This window comes from Allobosea sp. GW821-FHT12C12 (assembly GCF_058807355.1).
This window is the reverse complement of record NZ_JBXAQP010000005.1, coordinates 245,771-261,776: the sequence shown is the minus strand read 5'-3', so window position 1 is coordinate 261,776 and position 16,006 is coordinate 245,771. Positions and strand designations below refer to the sequence as shown.

General features: G+C 69.3%; 11 protein-coding genes and 1 pseudogene. 3 read left to right on the top strand and 9 right to left on the bottom strand.

Going from position 1 to position 16,006, the window contains the following annotated elements:
* Nucleotides 1-80 precede the first annotated feature (80 nt).
* Nucleotides 81-1,883, bottom strand: coding sequence for a single-stranded-DNA-specific exonuclease RecJ (recJ, locus tag AC1RRW_RS09800; RefSeq protein ID WP_492900538.1), 1,803 nt, complete (start codon nucleotides 1,881-1,883; stop codon nucleotides 81-83).
* A 112-nt stretch (nucleotides 1,884-1,995) separates the two neighbouring features.
* Here recJ and AC1RRW_RS09795 point away from each other — a divergent pair, with 112 nt between their 5' ends.
* On the top strand, nucleotides 1,996-3,651 hold the full coding sequence (locus AC1RRW_RS09795; RefSeq protein WP_492900536.1) for an FAD-binding dehydrogenase: 1,656 nt from the start codon (nucleotides 1,996-1,998) through the stop codon (nucleotides 3,649-3,651).
* 10 nt (nucleotides 3,652-3,661) lie between these two features.
* On the opposite strand, the gene AC1RRW_RS09790 is transcribed toward AC1RRW_RS09795, so the two are convergent.
* The 7 genes from AC1RRW_RS09790 to AC1RRW_RS09760 all read right to left on the bottom strand — a co-directional run bounded on the left by AC1RRW_RS09790 (nucleotide 3,662) and on the right by AC1RRW_RS09760 (nucleotide 11,144).
* Nucleotides 3,662-4,879, bottom strand: a complete 1,218-nt coding sequence (locus AC1RRW_RS09790) for an MFS transporter (protein ID WP_492900535.1) — start codon at nucleotides 4,877-4,879, stop codon at nucleotides 3,662-3,664.
* 193 nt (nucleotides 4,880-5,072) lie between these two features.
* Nucleotides 5,073-6,095, bottom strand: coding sequence for an L-glyceraldehyde 3-phosphate reductase (mgrA, locus tag AC1RRW_RS09785; RefSeq protein ID WP_492900534.1), 1,023 nt, complete (start codon nucleotides 6,093-6,095; stop codon nucleotides 5,073-5,075).
* Nucleotides 6,096-6,151: 56 nt separating this feature from the next.
* Nucleotides 6,152-7,150, bottom strand: coding sequence for a class II fructose-bisphosphatase (gene glpX / locus AC1RRW_RS09780; RefSeq protein WP_492900533.1), 999 nt, complete (start codon nucleotides 7,148-7,150; stop codon nucleotides 6,152-6,154).
* A 72-nt stretch (nucleotides 7,151-7,222) separates the two neighbouring features.
* Complete coding sequence (locus AC1RRW_RS09775) at nucleotides 7,223-8,569, bottom strand: homoserine dehydrogenase (protein ID WP_492900532.1); 1,347 nt, start codon at nucleotides 8,567-8,569, stop codon at nucleotides 7,223-7,225.
* 58 nt (nucleotides 8,570-8,627) lie between these two features.
* On the bottom strand, nucleotides 8,628-9,059 hold the full coding sequence (locus tag AC1RRW_RS09770; RefSeq protein ID WP_492900531.1) for a hypothetical protein: 432 nt from the start codon (nucleotides 9,057-9,059) through the stop codon (nucleotides 8,628-8,630).
* A gap of 240 nt (nucleotides 9,060-9,299) precedes the next feature.
* The gene (locus AC1RRW_RS09765; protein ID WP_492900530.1) at nucleotides 9,300-10,520 is read right to left on the bottom strand and encodes an LL-diaminopimelate aminotransferase; all 1,221 of its coding nucleotides are present in this window, start codon (nucleotides 10,518-10,520) and stop codon (nucleotides 9,300-9,302) included.
* A 144-nt stretch (nucleotides 10,521-10,664) separates the two neighbouring features.
* The gene (locus AC1RRW_RS09760; protein ID WP_492900528.1) at nucleotides 10,665-11,144 is read right to left on the bottom strand and encodes a hypothetical protein; all 480 of its coding nucleotides are present in this window, start codon (nucleotides 11,142-11,144) and stop codon (nucleotides 10,665-10,667) included.
* 118 nt (nucleotides 11,145-11,262) lie between these two features.
* On the opposite strand from AC1RRW_RS09760, the gene phaC reads away from it, so the two are divergent.
* Nucleotides 11,263-13,107 carry a class I poly(R)-hydroxyalkanoic acid synthase gene (phaC, locus tag AC1RRW_RS09755; protein ID WP_492900527.1) on the top strand — a complete coding sequence of 615 codons (1,845 nt, stop codon included), beginning with the start codon at nucleotides 11,263-11,265 and terminating at the stop codon, nucleotides 13,105-13,107.
* A gap of 116 nt (nucleotides 13,108-13,223) precedes the next feature.
* Here phaC and AC1RRW_RS09750 read toward each other — a convergent pair.
* Nucleotides 13,224-14,576, bottom strand: a pseudogene (locus AC1RRW_RS09750) (OmpP1/FadL family transporter).
* Nucleotides 14,577-15,036: 460 nt separating this feature from the next.
* On the opposite strand from AC1RRW_RS09750, the gene AC1RRW_RS09745 reads away from it, so the two are divergent.
* Nucleotides 15,037-15,888 carry a fumarylacetoacetate hydrolase family protein gene (locus AC1RRW_RS09745; RefSeq protein WP_492900526.1) on the top strand — a complete coding sequence of 284 codons (852 nt, stop codon included), beginning with the start codon at nucleotides 15,037-15,039 and terminating at the stop codon, nucleotides 15,886-15,888.
* Nucleotides 15,889-16,006 lie beyond the last annotated feature (118 nt).

The window sequence follows — 16,006 nt, the reverse complement described above, 5'->3', positions numbered from 1 at the left end:
CGCCGGAGCGGGGCGAGCTATAGTGACCGCGGCCGGAGAGGGCAAGCCGTTTCGCGCGGCAAGGGTGCGCCGGGCCGGTCTCAGCCGGTCGCGCGGGCGAGATCGAGCACCCGCAGTTCGGCGCTCTCGTTGCCGCCCCAGCGGTTGAGAGTGAGCGTGGCGGCGAGATGGACGAGTTCGCCGCGCGCCGCCAGCAGCGCCAGCCCGAGCGGCTCCCGCGCCGCGCGGAAGACGATGCCGCCGACGCTGGCGCCGTCGCCGGCCCGCAGCCTGATCCTGAGATGACCGTCGCCGCCGACCTCCATGACATCGGTCAGACGGTGCGAGGGGAAGACGAAGACCGGCTCGGGCGCGCCCGCCCCGAACGGCCCGGCCTTGTCGATCTCGGCGAGCAGGCGCGGGCTCGCCCCGCCGGCGCCGAGCGCGCCGTCGATCAGCAGCGCCTCGGCCTCGCCCGCGGCCGCGACCTCGCCGGCCAGACGCTCCGTGAGGAAGGCGAGGAACATCCCGCTCTGGCCGGGTGCGAGCGTGACGCCGGCCGCCATGGCGTGGCCGCCGCCCTTGACGGCGAGCCCCGCCTCGACCGCCGCGCGCACGGCGCGGCCGAGATCGACGCCCGCGACCGAGCGGCCGGAGCCGGTCGCGCCGCCCTCCCCGTTCACGGCCAGCGCGAAGGCCGGCCGCCGGAAGCGCTCCTTCAGCCGCGCCGCGACGAGGCCGACGATGCCGGGATGCCAGTCGGCCGAGCCCGCCATCAGCACCGGCCGGTCGGGCTGGAGCGAGAGGCGATAGTCGGCCTCGGCGACGGCCTCGACCACCGCCTGCCGCTCGATCTCCTGGCGTTCCCGATTGAGGCGGTCGAGCCCGGCGGCGATGGCGCGCGCCTCGATCTCGTCGTCGGTCAGCAGCAGCCTCGCGCCGAGCGCCGCATCGCCGATGCGGCCGCCGGCGTTGATGCGCGGCCCGAGCAGGAAGCCGAGATGCCAGGGCTGGACCGGGCCGTCGAGCCCGGCGACATCCATCAGCGCGACGAGGCCCGGCCGCGCCCGGCCGCGCAGGATGGCGAGCCCCTGCCGGACGAAGGCGCGATTGAGCCCGGCCAGCGGCACGACGTCGGCGACGGTCGCCAGCGCCACGAGATCGAGGGCGGCGAGCAGATCCGGCTCCGGTCGCCCGCTCCAGAACCCCCTGCCCCGCAAGGCGCGGCTCGTGGCGACCAGCGTCAGGAAGACCACGCCCGCGGCACAGAGATGGCCGAGGCCCGAGAGATCGTCCTGGCGGTTCGGATTGACCAGCGCCTCGACCTCCGGGAGCCGCTCGGGCGCCTGATGGTGGTCGAGCACGACGACATCGAGCCCGAGCCGGCGCGCCCCGGCGAGCGGCTCGTGGCTGGTCGTGCCGCAATCGACGGTGACGAGAAGGCTCGCGCCCTCGCCCGCCAGCATCGCGATCGCCTCGGCATTGGGGCCGTAGCCCTCGATCAGCCGGTCGGGGATGTGGATGCGCGGGCGCGCCCCGGCCTGCGTCAGGAAGCCGGCGAGGAGCGCCGACGAGCAGGCGCCGTCGACATCGTAATCGCCGAAGATCGCGACCTTTTCGCCGCGTTGCGCGGCGGTGGCCAGCCGGTCGGCGGCGGCCTCCATGCCGGTCAGCGTCGCGGGATCGGGCAGGAGATCGCGCAGCTTCGGCTCGAGGAAGCGCGCGGCGTCCGCCGGCTCGACGCCGCGCCCGGCGAGCATCCGCGCGAGCACGTCGGGAATGCCCCCGACCTGCGCCAGCGCCTCGGCCCGACCCAAGCCCGCCGCATCGAGCCGGTCGCGCCAGGGCCGGCCGAGCGCGGAGCGCGTGACGCCGAGAAAGGCGCGCGGGGGCTGGGGATTCATCACCTGAACGGGGTCGCTCAGCCGCGCGCATCCGTCAACCGCCGCCGCCCTTGCGAGCGCCGCCATCCCCGTCATACTGCGGATCGTTCAGACCTGAACCAAGGAGCCCGTCATGGCGCGGGAGGCTGATGCGATCATCGTCGGCGCGGGGCTCGCGGGCCTCGTCGCGGCGGCCGAGCTGGCCGATGCCGGCCGCAGGATCGTGATCCTCGACCAGGAGCCCGAGGCGACGCTGGGCGGACAGGCGCACTGGTCCTTCGGCGGGCTGTTCCTGATCGACACGCCCGAGCAGCGTCGGCTGCGCATCCGCGACTCGCTGGCGCTGGCGACGCAGGACTGGCTGGGCTCGGCCGGCTTCGACCGGCCGGAGGATCATTGGCCGAGGCAGTGGGCGCGGGCCTATCTCGATTTCGCGGCCGGCGAGAAGCGCGCCTGGCTGCACCAGCAGGGCATGCGCTGGTTCCCGGTCGTCGGCTGGGCCGAGCGCGGCGGCTACGCCGCCACCGGCCACGGCAATTCCGTGCCGCGCTTCCATGTCGCCTGGGGCACGGGGCCGGCCGTACTGGAACCGTTCCTGCGGCGGGTGAAGGCGGCGCGGGCGGCGGGGCTGGTCGAGTTCCGCTTCCGGCGCCGCGTCACCGCGCTGACGCGGAGCGCCGGCGCGATCGACGGCGTCGAGGGCGAGGTGCTGGAGCCGAGCGATGTCGGGCGCGGCGAGCCGAGTTCGCGGGTCGTCGCCGGCTCCTTCGCGCTGAAGGCGCAGGCCGTGATCGTCGCCTCCGGCGGAATCGGCGGCAACCACGAGCTCGTGCGCGGGAACTGGCCGCGGCGGCTGGGCTCGGCCCCGGCGACGATGCTGTCCGGCGTGCCGGCCCATGTCGACGGGGCGATGCTCGGCGTCGCGGAGGCCGCCGGCGGCCGGCTGATCAACGGCGACCGGATGTGGCATTACGTCGAGGGCATCGCGAACCACGCCCCGGTCTGGCCGCGCCACGCCATCCGCATCCTGCCCGGCCCTTCCTCGCTGTGGTTCGACGCGCGCGGGCGGCGGCTTCCCGCGCCGCTGTTTCCCGGCTTCGACACGCTGGGCACGCTCGAACACCTGCGCAAGACCGGCTTCGACCATTCCTGGTTCGTGCTGAACCGCTCGATCATCGCCAAGGAGTTCGCGCTGTCGGGCTCCGAGCAGAACCCTGACCTGACCGGCAAGAGCTGGCGGCAGGTGATCGAGCGCGCCACCGCCGGCGTGCCCGCGCCGGTTCAGGCTTTCATGGACAAGGGCGAGGACTTCATCGTCGAGCGCGATTTTTCGACGCTGGTCGCGCGCATGAACGCGCTTGCCGGCGAGGCCTTGCTCGACGGGACGGCGTTGCGCGCCGAGATCGAGGCGCGCGACCGCGAGATCGACAACCCCTTCGGCAAGGATCTGCAGATGACCGCGATCCGCGGCGCGCGCGCCTATCTCGGCGATCGGCTGATCCGCACCGCGAAGCCGCACCGCATCCTCGACCCGGCGCATGGGCCGCTGATCGCGGTCAGGCTCAACATCCTGACGCGGAAATCGCTGGGCGGGCTGGAGACCGACCTGTCCTCCCGGGTGCTCGACGCCGGTGGGCAGGCCGTGCCGGGCCTCTACGCGGCCGGCGAGGCGGCGGGCTTCGGCGGCGGCGGCATCCATGGCTACCGCGCGCTGGAAGGCACGTTCCTCGGCGGCTGCATCTTTTCGGGCCGCGCGGCCGGACGGGCGGCGGCGAAGGCGGCGGCGTGAAAGACGCGCGCTACGGCGCGGGCCGCTCCTTCAGGCTCGGCAGGAACCAGGCGAGCAGGCCCATGAGCGGCAGGAAGGAGCAGATCCGGTAGACGGCGTCGATGCCGATCCGGTCGGCGAGCTCGCCCAGCATCGCCGCCGCGATGCCGCCGAGGCCGAAGGAGAGCCCGTAGAACAGGCCGCCGATCAGGCCGACACGGCCGGGCGAGAGCTCCATCGCATAGATCAGGATCGCTGCGAACGCGCTCGACATGATCAGGTTGATCACGATCGTAAGCGCGCCGGTCCAGAACAGGTCGGCATAGGGCAGCGCCAGCGTGAAGGGCAGCGCGCCGAGGATCGAGAACCAGATGATGCGGTCGCGGCCGATCCGGTCCCCCAGCATGCCGCCGGCGACCGCGCCGACCGCCGAGGCGCCGAGGAAGAGGAACAGCATCACCTGCGAGGTCTCGACCGAAACGCCGAACTTGCCGATCAGGTAGAAGGTGTAGAAGGAGGAGAAGCTCGACGAATAGGCGTTCTTCGAGAACAGCAGGATGACGAGGATCGTCATCGCGAAGGCGACGTTGACGGTGGGCCTGGCCAGGGTCGCGGACGCGCCGGCGGGAACGGATGCGACCGGCGTGGCGGCGGGCCCGCGGTCGAGCGCGGCGTGGCGGCCGACGATCCACATCATCAGGAGCATCGCGGCGAAGGCCGCCAGCGAGAACCAGGCGAGGCTCGCCTGCCCGCGCGGCACGATGATGAAGGCTGCGAGCAGCGGGCCGACCGCGCCGCCGGCCTGGCCGCCGAGCTGGAAGATGCCCTGCGCCAGACCGTGCTGGCCGCCCGACGCGCTGCGCGCCATGCGCGTCGCTTCCGGGTGGAAGATCGACGAGCCGATGCCGACGCAGCCGGCCGCCAGCAGGAGCAGCGGGTAGCTGCCGGCATAGGCGAGCCCGACCAGGCCCATGAGCGAAAAGCCCATGCCGACGACCATCGAATAGGGCATCGGGTTGCGGTCGGTGTATTGGCCGACGAGCGGCTGGAACAGCGAGGCGCAGATCTGGAAGGTCAGCGTGATCAGGCCGATCTGGCCGAAGTCGAGCGCATAGGCGCTCTTGATGATCGGATAGATCGCCGGGATCAGCGACTGGATCATGTCGTTGAGCAGATGAACCGCGCCGAGGCCGACCAGCACGGGCACGACGGCGCGATGGGACATGGTCGGGGTGATGTTCTGGTTCATCGTCGCTGCTTCATGCCGCTGCCGGAGGGGCCATCTGGCCGGCCGCATGCGGCCGTATCCGACGCCGGCTCCGTCTTACGATCCGCGCCGGAAATGACAATCGCGGCAGCGCATGGCGTCCCGGCGTCCGGCGCGGGCGGCAAAGCATCGCGCGGCCCCGGCCTGCTGCGCCGAGACGAGCGGCTCGCGCCGCTCAGCGCTCCGCCGAGGCGGCCCAGATGTTCAGCCCGCCCTCGACGGCGTTGCGGTCGATGCTCGCCAGTTCCTCCGCGGAGAAATCGGGGCGTTCCAGCGCCGCGACGCATTCGACGACCTGCTCCGGCCGGCTCGCGCCGATCAGCGCCGAGGTGACCCGGCCGCCGCGCAGCACCCAGGCGATCGCCATCTGGGCGAGGCTCTGCCCGCGCGCCGCCGCGATCTCGTTCAGGGCCGCGATGGCGCGCAGATTGGCCTCGCTCAGAAAACCGTCGCGAAAGGACGGGGCCTTCTTCGCGGCGCGGCTGCCCTCGGGCACGCCGCCGAGATATTTCGAGGTCAGCATGCCCTGCGCCAGCGGCGAGAACACGATCGAGCCGACGCCCTCCCCGTCGAGGGTGTCGAGCAGTCCGTCCTCCTCGATCCAGCGGTTGAGCATCGAATAGCTCGGCTGGTGGATGACGCAGGGCGTGCCGAGCGATCTGAGGATCGCCGTGGCCTCGCGCGTGCGCCTGGAATTGTAGGAGGAGATGCCGGCATAGAGCGCCTTGCCTCGACGCACGGCCGAGTCGAGCGCGCCCATGGTCTCTTCGAGCGGGGTGTCGGGGTCGAAGCGGTGCGAGTAGAAGATGTCGACATGGTCGAGCTTCATCCGCCGCAGGCTCTGGTCGAGGCTGGAGATCAGGTATTTGCGGCTGCCCCATTCGCCATAGGGGCCGGGCCACATGCGGTAGCCGGCCTTGGTCGAGATCACCAGCTCGTCGCGATGCCCGGCGAGGTCCTCGCGCAGGATCTCGCCGAACAGCGTCTCGGCCGAGCCGGGTGGGGGCCCGTAGTTGTTGGCGAGGTCGAAATGGGTGATGCCGAGGTCGAAGGCCGTGCGGCAGATGGCGCGGCCGGTCTCGCGCGGGGACGTGCCGCCGAAGTTCTGCCAGAGCCCGAGCGAGATCGCCGGCAGCATCAGGCCGCTGCGGCCGCAGCGATTGTATGTCATGCGGTCGTAGCGGTCCGCGGCGGGCATCGGCGGTCGTCCTCGGTGTGTCCCGTCGGCCGGAAAGAGCGCGACAGGCGCCTCGTTCAGTCCAGCTTGAACTTGCCGAACTCGCGATGCTCGCCATGGATGCGACGGACCGTGCCGGTGATCGAGCGGTAGACGATCGTCTCGGTCAGGATGACGTTCTTGTTGAACTTGACGCCCGACAGCATGCCGCCATCGGTGACGCCGGTGGCGCAGACGATGACGTCGCCGGAGGCCATCTCCGACATGTCGTATTTCTTGTTCGGATCGGTGACGCCCATGCCGTGGGCGCGCTTGCGCTTCTCCTCGGTGTCGAGGATCAGCCGGCCCTGCATCTGGCCGCCGACGCAGCGCAGCGCCGCCGCCGCCAGCACGCCCTCGGGCGCGCCGCCGATGCCGAGATAGAGGTCGATGCCGGTCTTCTCCGGCTCGGTGCAGTAGATCACGCCGGCGACGTCGCCGTCGGTGATCAGGCGGATCGAGCAGCCGGTCTTGCGGATTTCCTCGATCAGCCTGGCGTGGCGCGGGCGGTCCATGACGAGCGTCGAGATCTCGTGGGGCTTGCAGCCCTTGGCCTTGGCGAGCGCATGGATGTTGTCGGTCGGCGAGGCGTCGAGGTCGATCACGCCCGGCGCGTAGCCCGGACCGATGGCGATCTTGTTCATGTAGACGTCGGGCGCGTTCAGCAGCTTGCCGGCCTCGGCCATCGCCATCACGGCGATGGAATCGGGCATGTCCTTGGCGCAGAGCGTCGTGCCTTCGAGCGGATCGACGGCGATATGGACCTTCGGGCCCTGCCGGGTGCCGACCTTCTCGCCGATGAACAGCATCGGGGCCTCGTCGCGCTCGCCCTCGCCGATGACGATCTCGCCGTCGATCGGCAGGCGGTTCAGCTCGCGCCGCATCGCGTCGACCGCCGCCTGGTCGGCCGCCTTCTCGTCGCCGTGGCCACGCAGGCGCGCGGCGGAGACGGCGGCGCGCTCGGTGACGCGGACCAGCTCCATCGAGAGATAGCGCTCGATGATCTGTTCGGAGGAAATGCGGAGTTCGTCGGACATTCTGGGCTCCCTCGGGCAGCGGGCAATCGGCAGTGGGCGGTCGGCCATCCCCTAACCGCCACCTGCCGATGCCTACTCCCGTTCTATTCTGATGACTTGCGGCGCTTCGGCGACATGGCCGTCGGCCGTGACCTTCTCGAGCGCGGCGCGGATGGCGGCCTCGCTGGTGGCGTAGGTGATCAGCACGACCGGAACCGGCGCGCCGGACCGGCCCGAGGGATCGCGCTGGGCCGCGGCTTCCGAGCGGCGCTGGACGATGCTCTCCAGCGAGATGTCGGCCTCGGCCATGCGCGTCGCGATCGCGGCGGCCGCGCCCGGCCGGTCTGCGACGGCGAGACGGATGTAGTAGCCGCCCTCGTGGCGCTGCATCGGCGCGCGGGCGGCCACTTCGAGTCGCGCCACCGGCAGGCCGAAGGGCTGGCCCGCGACGCCGCGCGCCACATCGGCGATGTCCGCGACGACGGCCGAGGCCGTCGGGTCGCCGCCCGCGCCGGGCCCGACCAGCGTGATCTCGCGCACCGCGTCGGCGTCTATGGTGACGGCGTTGGTGACGCCCGTCACCTGCGCGATCGCGGAGGATTTCGGCACCATGGTCGGGTGGACGCGCTGCTCGATGCCGGTCTTGGTGCGCTCGGCGACGCCGAGCAGCTTGATGCGGTAGCCGAGTTCGTCGGCCATCTTCAGGTCGAGCGGCGCGATCGAGGAAATGCCTTCGACGTGAATCGCTTCGGAATCGATCTTCGTCCCGAAGGCGAGGCTGGTCAGAATGGCGAGCTTGTGGGCGGTGTCGAAGCCCTCGACGTCGAAGGTCGGGTCGGCCTCGGCATAGCCGAGCCGCTGGGCCTCCTTCAGGCAGGCCTCGAAGGTCAGCCCCTCCAGCTCCATGCGCGAGAGGATGTAGTTGCAGGTGCCGTTGAGGATGCCGTAGAGCCGCGTGACATTGTTGCCGGCGAGCGCCTCGCGCAGCGTCTTGACCACCGGGATGCCGCCGGCCGAGGAGGCCTCGAAAGCGAGCGCGACGCCGTTGGCCTCGGCGAGCTCGGCCAGCGCGACGCCGTGATGGGCGAGCAGCGCCTTGTTGGCGGTGACGACCGGTTTGCCCGCCGACAGCGCCGCCTCGACGGCTGCCCTGGCAGGACCGTCCGCGCCGCCGACGAGCTCGACCAGGCAGTCGATCTCGGGCGAGGCCGCGAGCGCGACCGGGTCGTCGAACCAGGCGAGCCCGCCGAGATCGACGCCGCGATCGCGCTTTCGGTCCCGGGCCGAGACGGCGGTGACGCGGATGGCGCGGCCGCAGCGGTCGGCCAGCGCGTTCTCGCGGCGACGCAGGATGCGCAGCACCGAGGCGCCGACGGTGCCGAGTCCGGCGATGCCGATGCGAAAAGCGGCGTCGGGCGGCGTGGAGGTCGCGGTCGTCATGAGGCGCGGGGTCGCATGAGGCGGGATGGGAGTCAACGGCGGCGGGAAGCCGATGCGATCAATCGAACCGACACACCACCTCGGCCGCGAGCTTGCGGAGCCTGCCCTCCCCGAAGGTCATATGGATGCGCAGCAGGTTGTTGCCGAAGGCGGTCGCCTTGATGGTGCGCAGCGCCTCCAGCGTGTCGCCGTTCCAGCTCGTGGAGTTCTCGATCGTCGGCTTCCAGAACCAGGGTTTCGGCGGGACGATCTCGGCCTCCTTGAGGATGCGTTCGGCCTCGGCCTGCTCGATCCCGACAGGGAAGTAGCGCTGGGCGATCGTCGTGGCGTCGCGGCCGCAATCGCGCGCGGTCGTGGCGGCGAGCACGTCGGAGACGAGCGGCGAGGCCGTCTGCGACAGCCGTCCGCGCGAATAGTCATAGGTGAGGATGAAGCAGACGATAGCGAACAGGCCAAAGCCGATGCCGATCAACCGGCCTGTGGAAAGCATGTCCAGCGCCTCGAACCGAGTGTCGGGGCAAGCCCCGTTCGTGCGCAAGGAGTTCCCATGTTTTGAAGGCGGGGTCCAGTGTTCCCCGCGCAAGCGATCACCGCCGTCATGCCGGACGCGGCGAGGCGGAGACCCGGGCGTCATCCGGGAGCAGCGTCCCGCCCTGTGATGGGTCCCGGATCCGCGCGGCCGCGCGGCTTGTCCGTGACGACGGCGAGGGGTGGAGTCGCGGGCCTCCCCTCACCCCGCCTTCGGCATCCGGATGACGTTGTGCAGGGTCTGGTCGGCGGTCTTGAGGAAGCGGCCGAGATTGCGCGCCGCCTGGCGGATGCGCTGCTCGTTCTCGACGATGGCGATGCGGACGAAATCGTCGCCATGCTCGCCGAAGCCGATGCCGGGCGCGACCGCGACCTCGGCCTTCTCGATCAGCAGCTTGGAGAACTCCAACGAGCCCAAATGGCGGAATTTCTCCGGGATCGGGGCCCAGGCGAACATCGAGGCGCGCGGCACAGGAATGTCCCAGCCGGCCTTGCCGAAACTCTCGACCAGCGCGTCGCGGCGCTTGCGATAGGTCTCGCGCATCTCGCGGATGCAGTCGTCCGGGCCGTTCAGCGCGGCGGCAGCCGCGACCTGGATCGGCGTGAAGGCGCCGTAGTCCAGATAGGACTTCACCCGCGCCAGCGCCGCCAGCAGCTTCTCGTTGCCGACCGCGAAGCCCATGCGCCAGCCGGCCATCGAGAAGGTCTTCGACATCGAGGTGAACTCGACCGTGACGTCGATCGCGCCGTTGACCTGCAGCATCGAGGGCGGCGGGTCGGCGTCGTCGAAATAGACCTCGGCATAGGCGAGGTCCGACAGCAGGATCAGCTCGTGCCTCTTCGCGAAGGCGACGAGGTCGCGGTAGAAATCCAGCGTCGCGGTGAAGGCGGTCGGGTTCGCCGGATAGCAGGCGACGAGCGCGATCGGCCTCGGCACCGAATGCATCATCGCCCGCTCCAGCGCCGGAAACATCGCCGGCGTCGGCTCGGCCGGGACGGAGCGGATGACGCCGCCGGCCATCAGGAATCCGAAGGCATGGATCGGATAGCTCGGATTGGGCACCAGCACGACGTCGCCCGGCCCGGTGATGGCCTGCGCCATGTTGGCGAAGCCCTCCTTCGAGCCGAGCGTCGCGACGATCTGCGTGTCGGGATTGAGCTTCACGCCGAAGCGGCGCTCGTAATAATGCGCCTGGGCCCGGCGCAGGCCCGCGATGCCCTTGGAGGCCGAATAGCGGTCGGTGCGCGGCTTGCCGGCGGTCTCGACCAGCTTCTCAATGACGTGCCGGGGCGCCGGCAGGTCGGGATTGCCCATGCCGAGGTCGACGATGTCGACGCCCTTGGCGCGCTCGGCCGCCTTGATCTTGTTGACCTGCTCGAAGACGTAGGGCGGCAGGCGCTTGATGCGGTGAAAATCGGCCATCTCGAAAACGTCCCTGGCCGGAGACCGGAATCGGACCCGGCGATCAAATCATTGCGTCGAATCTGCTTAGCACCGCATCTTTGGTCATGGCAGATGTAAAAACGCAAGAATCGACGCGTGAGGCCGTTTGCGACGGAGGCGGACTCAGTTGGTCGGCTGCACCGCGGCGGGCTTGGGCGGAGGCAGGGCCTGGCCGAGCGCCCTGGCCTGCGTGCTCGCGGCTTCGTTCCGGAGCCGCTTGGCCTCGAGATCGGCCTCGATATTCTTGAAATCGGCCCGCGGCTTGCAGGCGTCGGCGCGCGTGCGCGCGGCCGGCCGAAGGAAGTTGGCGGCGGTTCCCGACGGGGTGTAGGGCGGCGGGAGCGTGTCGCCGAAGCAGAGCGGCTCCTCGGGAAAGACGCGCCCGACCGGGATGTAGGCCGGATCGACCGGACGGGTTTCCCTGACGAAGGCCTTCGATTCCTGCGCCGTCGTCGCGAGCCCCGCCGCCTCCGCGACGCCCTTGACCGGCCCGTCGGAACCGCAGCCGGCCAGCGAGGCGGCCAGGGCGACGGCCGCCAGCAGCGGAGCCGGGGTTCGCCTCGGCGACGGCGTCGGCGAAACAGGCATGGGCGAGGCGGTCATGGTGCGGTCCGGCATCGTGCGGAATTCTCTTTATCGATCATATCGGCTACGTCCTTAATGGGACCAAAATGGGGACGCATCGAACGCCCCCAGCGGAAACGGCCAGGGGAGAGGCGCCATGGGCTCGAAAGGCGAGCATGAGCCGAAAGGCAAGCCGGCGAACCCGACGGCCCAAGGGCCTGCCGGATTGCCTGCCGGTCCGGATTTCGACCAGTTCTCGCAGAACATGGCAAGGCTGGTCGAGGAATACGGCAAGGCCACCGCCGCCTACCTGAAGCCGGTCGAGCGCGGCGAAGCCAAGGGCGGCCAGGCCGAGGAGGCGAGCGAGATGGTCAGGACGCTCAGCCGCGTCGCCGAGCGCTGGGTCAACGACCCGCGCAAGATCATCGAGGCGCAAGGCGCGCTGACCAGCGACTTCCTCAGCCTGTGGAGCAACACGCTGAAGCGCGCCGGCGGCGAGGAGACGGCCCCCGTCGCCGAGCCGGACAAGCGCGACGCCCGCTTCGCCGATCCCGACTGGTCGGCCCATCCGATGTTCGACTTCGTCAAGCAGGCCTATCTGATCGGCTCGCGCTGGGCCGAAACCATGGTCGACAAGGCCGAGGATCTCGATCCGCATACCCGCGAGAAGGCGCGTTTCTACGTCAAGCAGATCGCCAGCGCGCTCTCGCCCTCGAACTTCGTCGCGACCAATCCCGAACTGCTGCGCGAGACGCTGGCGCAGAACGGCGAGAACCTGGTGCGCGGCATGAAGATGCTGGCCGAGGACATCGAGGCCGGCGGCGGCGAGCTCAAGATCCGGCAATCGGACGCCGGCGCATTCGAGGTCGGCCGCAACATCGCCACCACGCCCGGCAAGGTGGTCTTCCGCAACGAGATCATCGAACTGATCCAGTATGCGCCGACGACGCCGGACGTGCTGAAGCGCCCTCTCCTGATCGTGCCGCCCTGGATCAACAAGTTCTACATCCTCGACCTCAACGCCGAGAAGAGCTTCATCCGCTGGTGCGTGGCGCAGGGGCTCACCGTGTTCTGCATCTCCTGGGTCAACCCCGACGCGCGCCACGCCGCCAAGGACTTCGAGAGCTATATGCGCGAGGGCATTTTTGCCGCGCTCGACGCGATCGAAGAGGCTACGGCTGAAAAATCGGTCAGCGCGATCGGCTATTGCGTCGGCGGCACGCTGCTCGGCGTGACGCTGGCCTATATGGCGGCGGTCAAGGACAAGCGCATCGCGAGCGCGACCTTCTTCACCACCCAGGTCGATTTCTCGAATGCCGGCGAGCTTTCCGTCTTCGTCGACGAGGGCCAGATCAGGGCGATCGAGCAGCAGATGGCCGAGCGCGGCTATCTCGACGGGGCGCGCATGTCGGGCGCCTTCAACATGCTGCGGCCCAACGACCTGATCTGGTCCTATGCGGTCAACAACTACCTCAAGGGCAAGACCCCGACCGCCTTCGACCTGCTCTACTGGAACGCGGATTCGACCCGGATGCCGGCGGCGAACCACTCCTTCTACCTGCGCAACTGCTATCTGGAAAACAGGCTCTCCAAAGGCGAGATGCGCATCGGCGGCAAGGCGCTCGACCTCGGCAAGGTGACGATCCCGGTCTACAACCTCGCGGCGCGCGAGGACCATATCGCGCCGGCCCCCTCGGTCTTCCTCGGCTCGCGATGCTTCGGCGGCCCGGTCGACTATGTCGTCGCGGGCTCGGGCCACATCGCCGGCGTGGTCAACCCACCGACCAAGGTGAAGTACCAGTACTGGACCGGCGGCAAGGCGGAGGGGGCTTTCGAGGACTGGATGAAGGCCGCGACCGAGACGCCGGGCTCATGGTGGCCGCATTGGTTCGCCTGGCTGGAAAAGCAGGCGCCGGAAAGGGTCAAGGCGCGCGAGCCGGGCGGCGGCAAGCTGAAGGCGATCGAGGATGCGCCGGGGAGCTATGTGAGGGTGAAGGCGTGAGGATGTGGGAGAGCGGGGCAGCTTCCGACCCTCTCCGGACATCCACCTCTCGCAGCCCGCCACACAAAAAAAGCCGGCCTCGCGGCCGGCTTCTTCGTCTCGCCTTGGGGCGACGATCAGTACTTGCGCACCACCGGGGCCATGGGAATCGTCTCGACGGGGTTGTCCCAGCGATAGGTCAGGCCGGCCGAGACGATGTGGATGTAGGGCTTGGCCTCGGCGGTGTAGAACACGTTGGGGTTCTGCTGCGGATGCGTGCCGCCGTAGTTCACGGTCGCCTTCTTCACGTTCAGGTAGCTGTAGCCGATGTCGAGCTTCAGCTTGTCGGTGATCTGGTAGCTGCCGCCGACGCCGAGCCAGAGCCGGTCGTTGTCGGAGATGAAGACCGTGCGGTTGCGGTCGTTGACCGGCGACCATTCGTAGCCGACGCCGGCGCGCAGCGTCAGGTCGCGGTTGTAGCGGTATTCCACGCCGGCCGAGACGAAATGGCTGTCGTCATACTGGAAGTTCAGGCTCGGCAGGGGGCCGAGAACGCCGCCCGTCAGCTTGTTGACGATCGGGATGTTGCGGAAGCGGCTCCAGTTGGTCCACTCGTAGCCGAGATGGACCTGCCACTGCTCGTTGATCTGATGCGAGACGCCGACGACGACCGAATCGGGCAGGTTGAGATTGGCCTTGATCGGGATCGCGCCGGCGGGGGTCGAGAAGTCGCCGTCCAGCGTCTGGCGGATGGAGGAGCGGTAGCCGACGCCGATCGTGGTGCCCCTCATCGGGGTCAGGGTGATGCCGAGGCGGTAGCCGAGGTCGATCGAATCGCCGTCGAGGATCGCGTTCGGGGCCGTGGCGGTCACCGCGGTGGCGGACTTCAGGTTCGTCTTGATGAACTAGCCCTGCACGGCCGCGCCGACCGCGAGCCAGTCGTTGACCTGATAGCCGATCGTCGGGGCGATGTTGATGGTGCGGACCTTGGCCGAACGGCCATAGGTCTGGGCGGCGTTGTAGTTGTTCTCGGCCTTCGAGCGCAGGCCGAACGGCGCGGTCGAGGTCACGCCGATCCAGAGCCGGTCGGTCAACTGCCAGGCCGAGAAGGAGGCCGGCACGAAGGCGCCGTCGCCGCCGAGATTGCCCGTCCCGGCCGGGCTGCCGCCGGCCAGGGTGTTGGGGATCAGGCCGCCGGTCGCAGGGTTGCGGACCAGGGTCTGCGAGGTCGGGTTATATTCGCCGTTCGGCGCGATATAGGTCGCGTTCCAGTTGCTGTTGCGGCCCGGGAACATGGTGATGGTGGCCGGGTTCCAGGCCATCGAGCCCAGCCCGATGCCGCCCGAAGCCGCGCCGGCATAGGCCATGCCGAGGCCCTCGGCGCTCTGGCCCGAGCGGATCGCGAAGGAGCCGGCGAGCGCCGCGCCCGAGGCGGTGAGCGCGAGCACGGAAACCGTGGCGGCGGCGATGTAACGGAGGCGGCTCTGCATCATGCCCATCCCTTGGAGTGATCTTGTCTCGAATGATCTTGGCGATCGATCTTGCGTCGGGGTCGCTTCGCCCCGCTTCGACGACACCATGCCGCGAGCCCGTCCTTGCCGCAATCCCGCCTTACAGGCCCCAATTTCGCCATCAGCTCCGAGCCTGCTCCATCGGAAACGCGGAAAACACGAGAATTCGGGTCAATTTCGTCGGCTTGCACGCAAGCCCCGGGCGAAAAGGATCGTTTACATAGGAACTATCGCGATTTTTGGCGCGACTGCCGGGAATCTGACCATGACAGCCTCATCGTTGGGCGCTTCTCTTTCACGCGTCGCGTGTCATTCCGGCAACATCGCGACATGGGCTCGGGCGCAGCCGGGCCATGCGCGCAAACGGGCTTGTCTTGGCGCCGCGCCTCCGATCAGGATCGCGCCGCTCGATCAGATCGTTTGAAATGGGGTAAACGACGTGAAACTGCTACGTTATGGCGATTTCGGCCAGGAGAAGCCGGCGCTGCTCGACGCCAAGGGCGTGTTGCGCGACATATCCGGACTCGTTCCGGATCTTGCCGGCAAGGCGCTGACTTCGGCCTCTCTGGCGACGATCAAGGCCGCCAGTCCCGAATCGCTGCCGGCCGTTCCGGGCTCGCCCCGAATCGGCGCCTGCGTCGGCGATGTGCGCAATTTCATCGCCGTCGGCCTGAACTTCGCCGACCATGCGGCCGAGACCGGCGCCGCGATTCCCGCCGAGCCGATCCTTTTCAACAAGGCGCCGAACTGCATCGTCGGCCCCAACGACGACGTCGTCATCCCGAAGAACTCGGTCAAGACCGACTGGGAGGTCGAGCTTGCGATCGTGATCGGCGATGGCGGCTCCTATATCGAGGAGAAGGACGCGATGGCCGCGATCGCCGGCTTCTGCGTCTGCAACGACGTTTCCGAGCGCGCCTTCCAGACCGAGCGCGGCGGCCAGTGGGCCAAGGGCAAGGGCTGCCCGACCTTCGGGCCGCTCGGCCCCTGGCTGGTGACGCCCGACGAGATCGCCGACATCCAGAACCTCGGCATGTGGCTCGAGGTCGATGGCGAGCGCGTCCAGAACGGCTCGACCAAGACCATGATCTTCGGCGCGACCTATCTGGTCCACTATATCAGCCAGTTCATGCGGCTCGATCCGGGCGACGTCATCACCACCGGCACGCCGCCCGGCGTCGGCCTCGGCTTCAAGCCGCCGCGCTTCCTCAAGGGCGGCGAGGTCGTGACGCTCGGGATCGATGGGCTCGGCGCGCAGAAGCAGAACTTCCGGCCGTTCAAGGCCGCCTGAAAGCGGCCTGAAACGAAAAAGGCCGTCATGACCGCTTGACCCGGTCATGACGGCGGAGGAGCTCGAAACGGCGGGCGGCCCGATCTGCCATGAGCGCCCGCGCGCGGCGGAGAGCGGG

Bases quoted from the DNA above. Each gene is read 5' to 3' on its own strand.
- recJ (WP_492900538.1), bottom strand. From the start codon at position 1,883: ATGAATCCCCAGCCCCCGCGCGCCTTTCTCGGCGTCACGCGCTCCGCG.
- AC1RRW_RS09795 (WP_492900536.1), top strand. From the start codon at position 1,996: ATGGCGCGGGAGGCTGATGCGATCATCGTCGGCGCGGGGCTCGCGGGC.
- AC1RRW_RS09790 (WP_492900535.1), bottom strand. From the start codon at position 4,879: ATGAACCAGAACATCACCCCGACCATGTCCCATCGCGCCGTCGTGCCC.
- mgrA (WP_492900534.1), bottom strand. From the start codon at position 6,095: ATGCCCGCCGCGGACCGCTACGACCGCATGACATACAATCGCTGCGGC.
- glpX (WP_492900533.1), bottom strand. From the start codon at position 7,150: ATGTCCGACGAACTCCGCATTTCCTCCGAACAGATCATCGAGCGCTAT.
- AC1RRW_RS09775 (WP_492900532.1), bottom strand. From the start codon at position 8,569: ATGACGACCGCGACCTCCACGCCGCCCGACGCCGCTTTTCGCATCGGC.
- AC1RRW_RS09770 (WP_492900531.1), bottom strand. From the start codon at position 9,059: ATGCTTTCCACAGGCCGGTTGATCGGCATCGGCTTTGGCCTGTTCGCT.
- AC1RRW_RS09765 (WP_492900530.1), bottom strand. From the start codon at position 10,520: ATGGCCGATTTTCACCGCATCAAGCGCCTGCCGCCCTACGTCTTCGAG.
- AC1RRW_RS09760 (WP_492900528.1), bottom strand. From the start codon at position 11,144: ATGACCGCCTCGCCCATGCCTGTTTCGCCGACGCCGTCGCCGAGGCGA.
- phaC (WP_492900527.1), top strand. From the start codon at position 11,263: ATGGGCTCGAAAGGCGAGCATGAGCCGAAAGGCAAGCCGGCGAACCCG.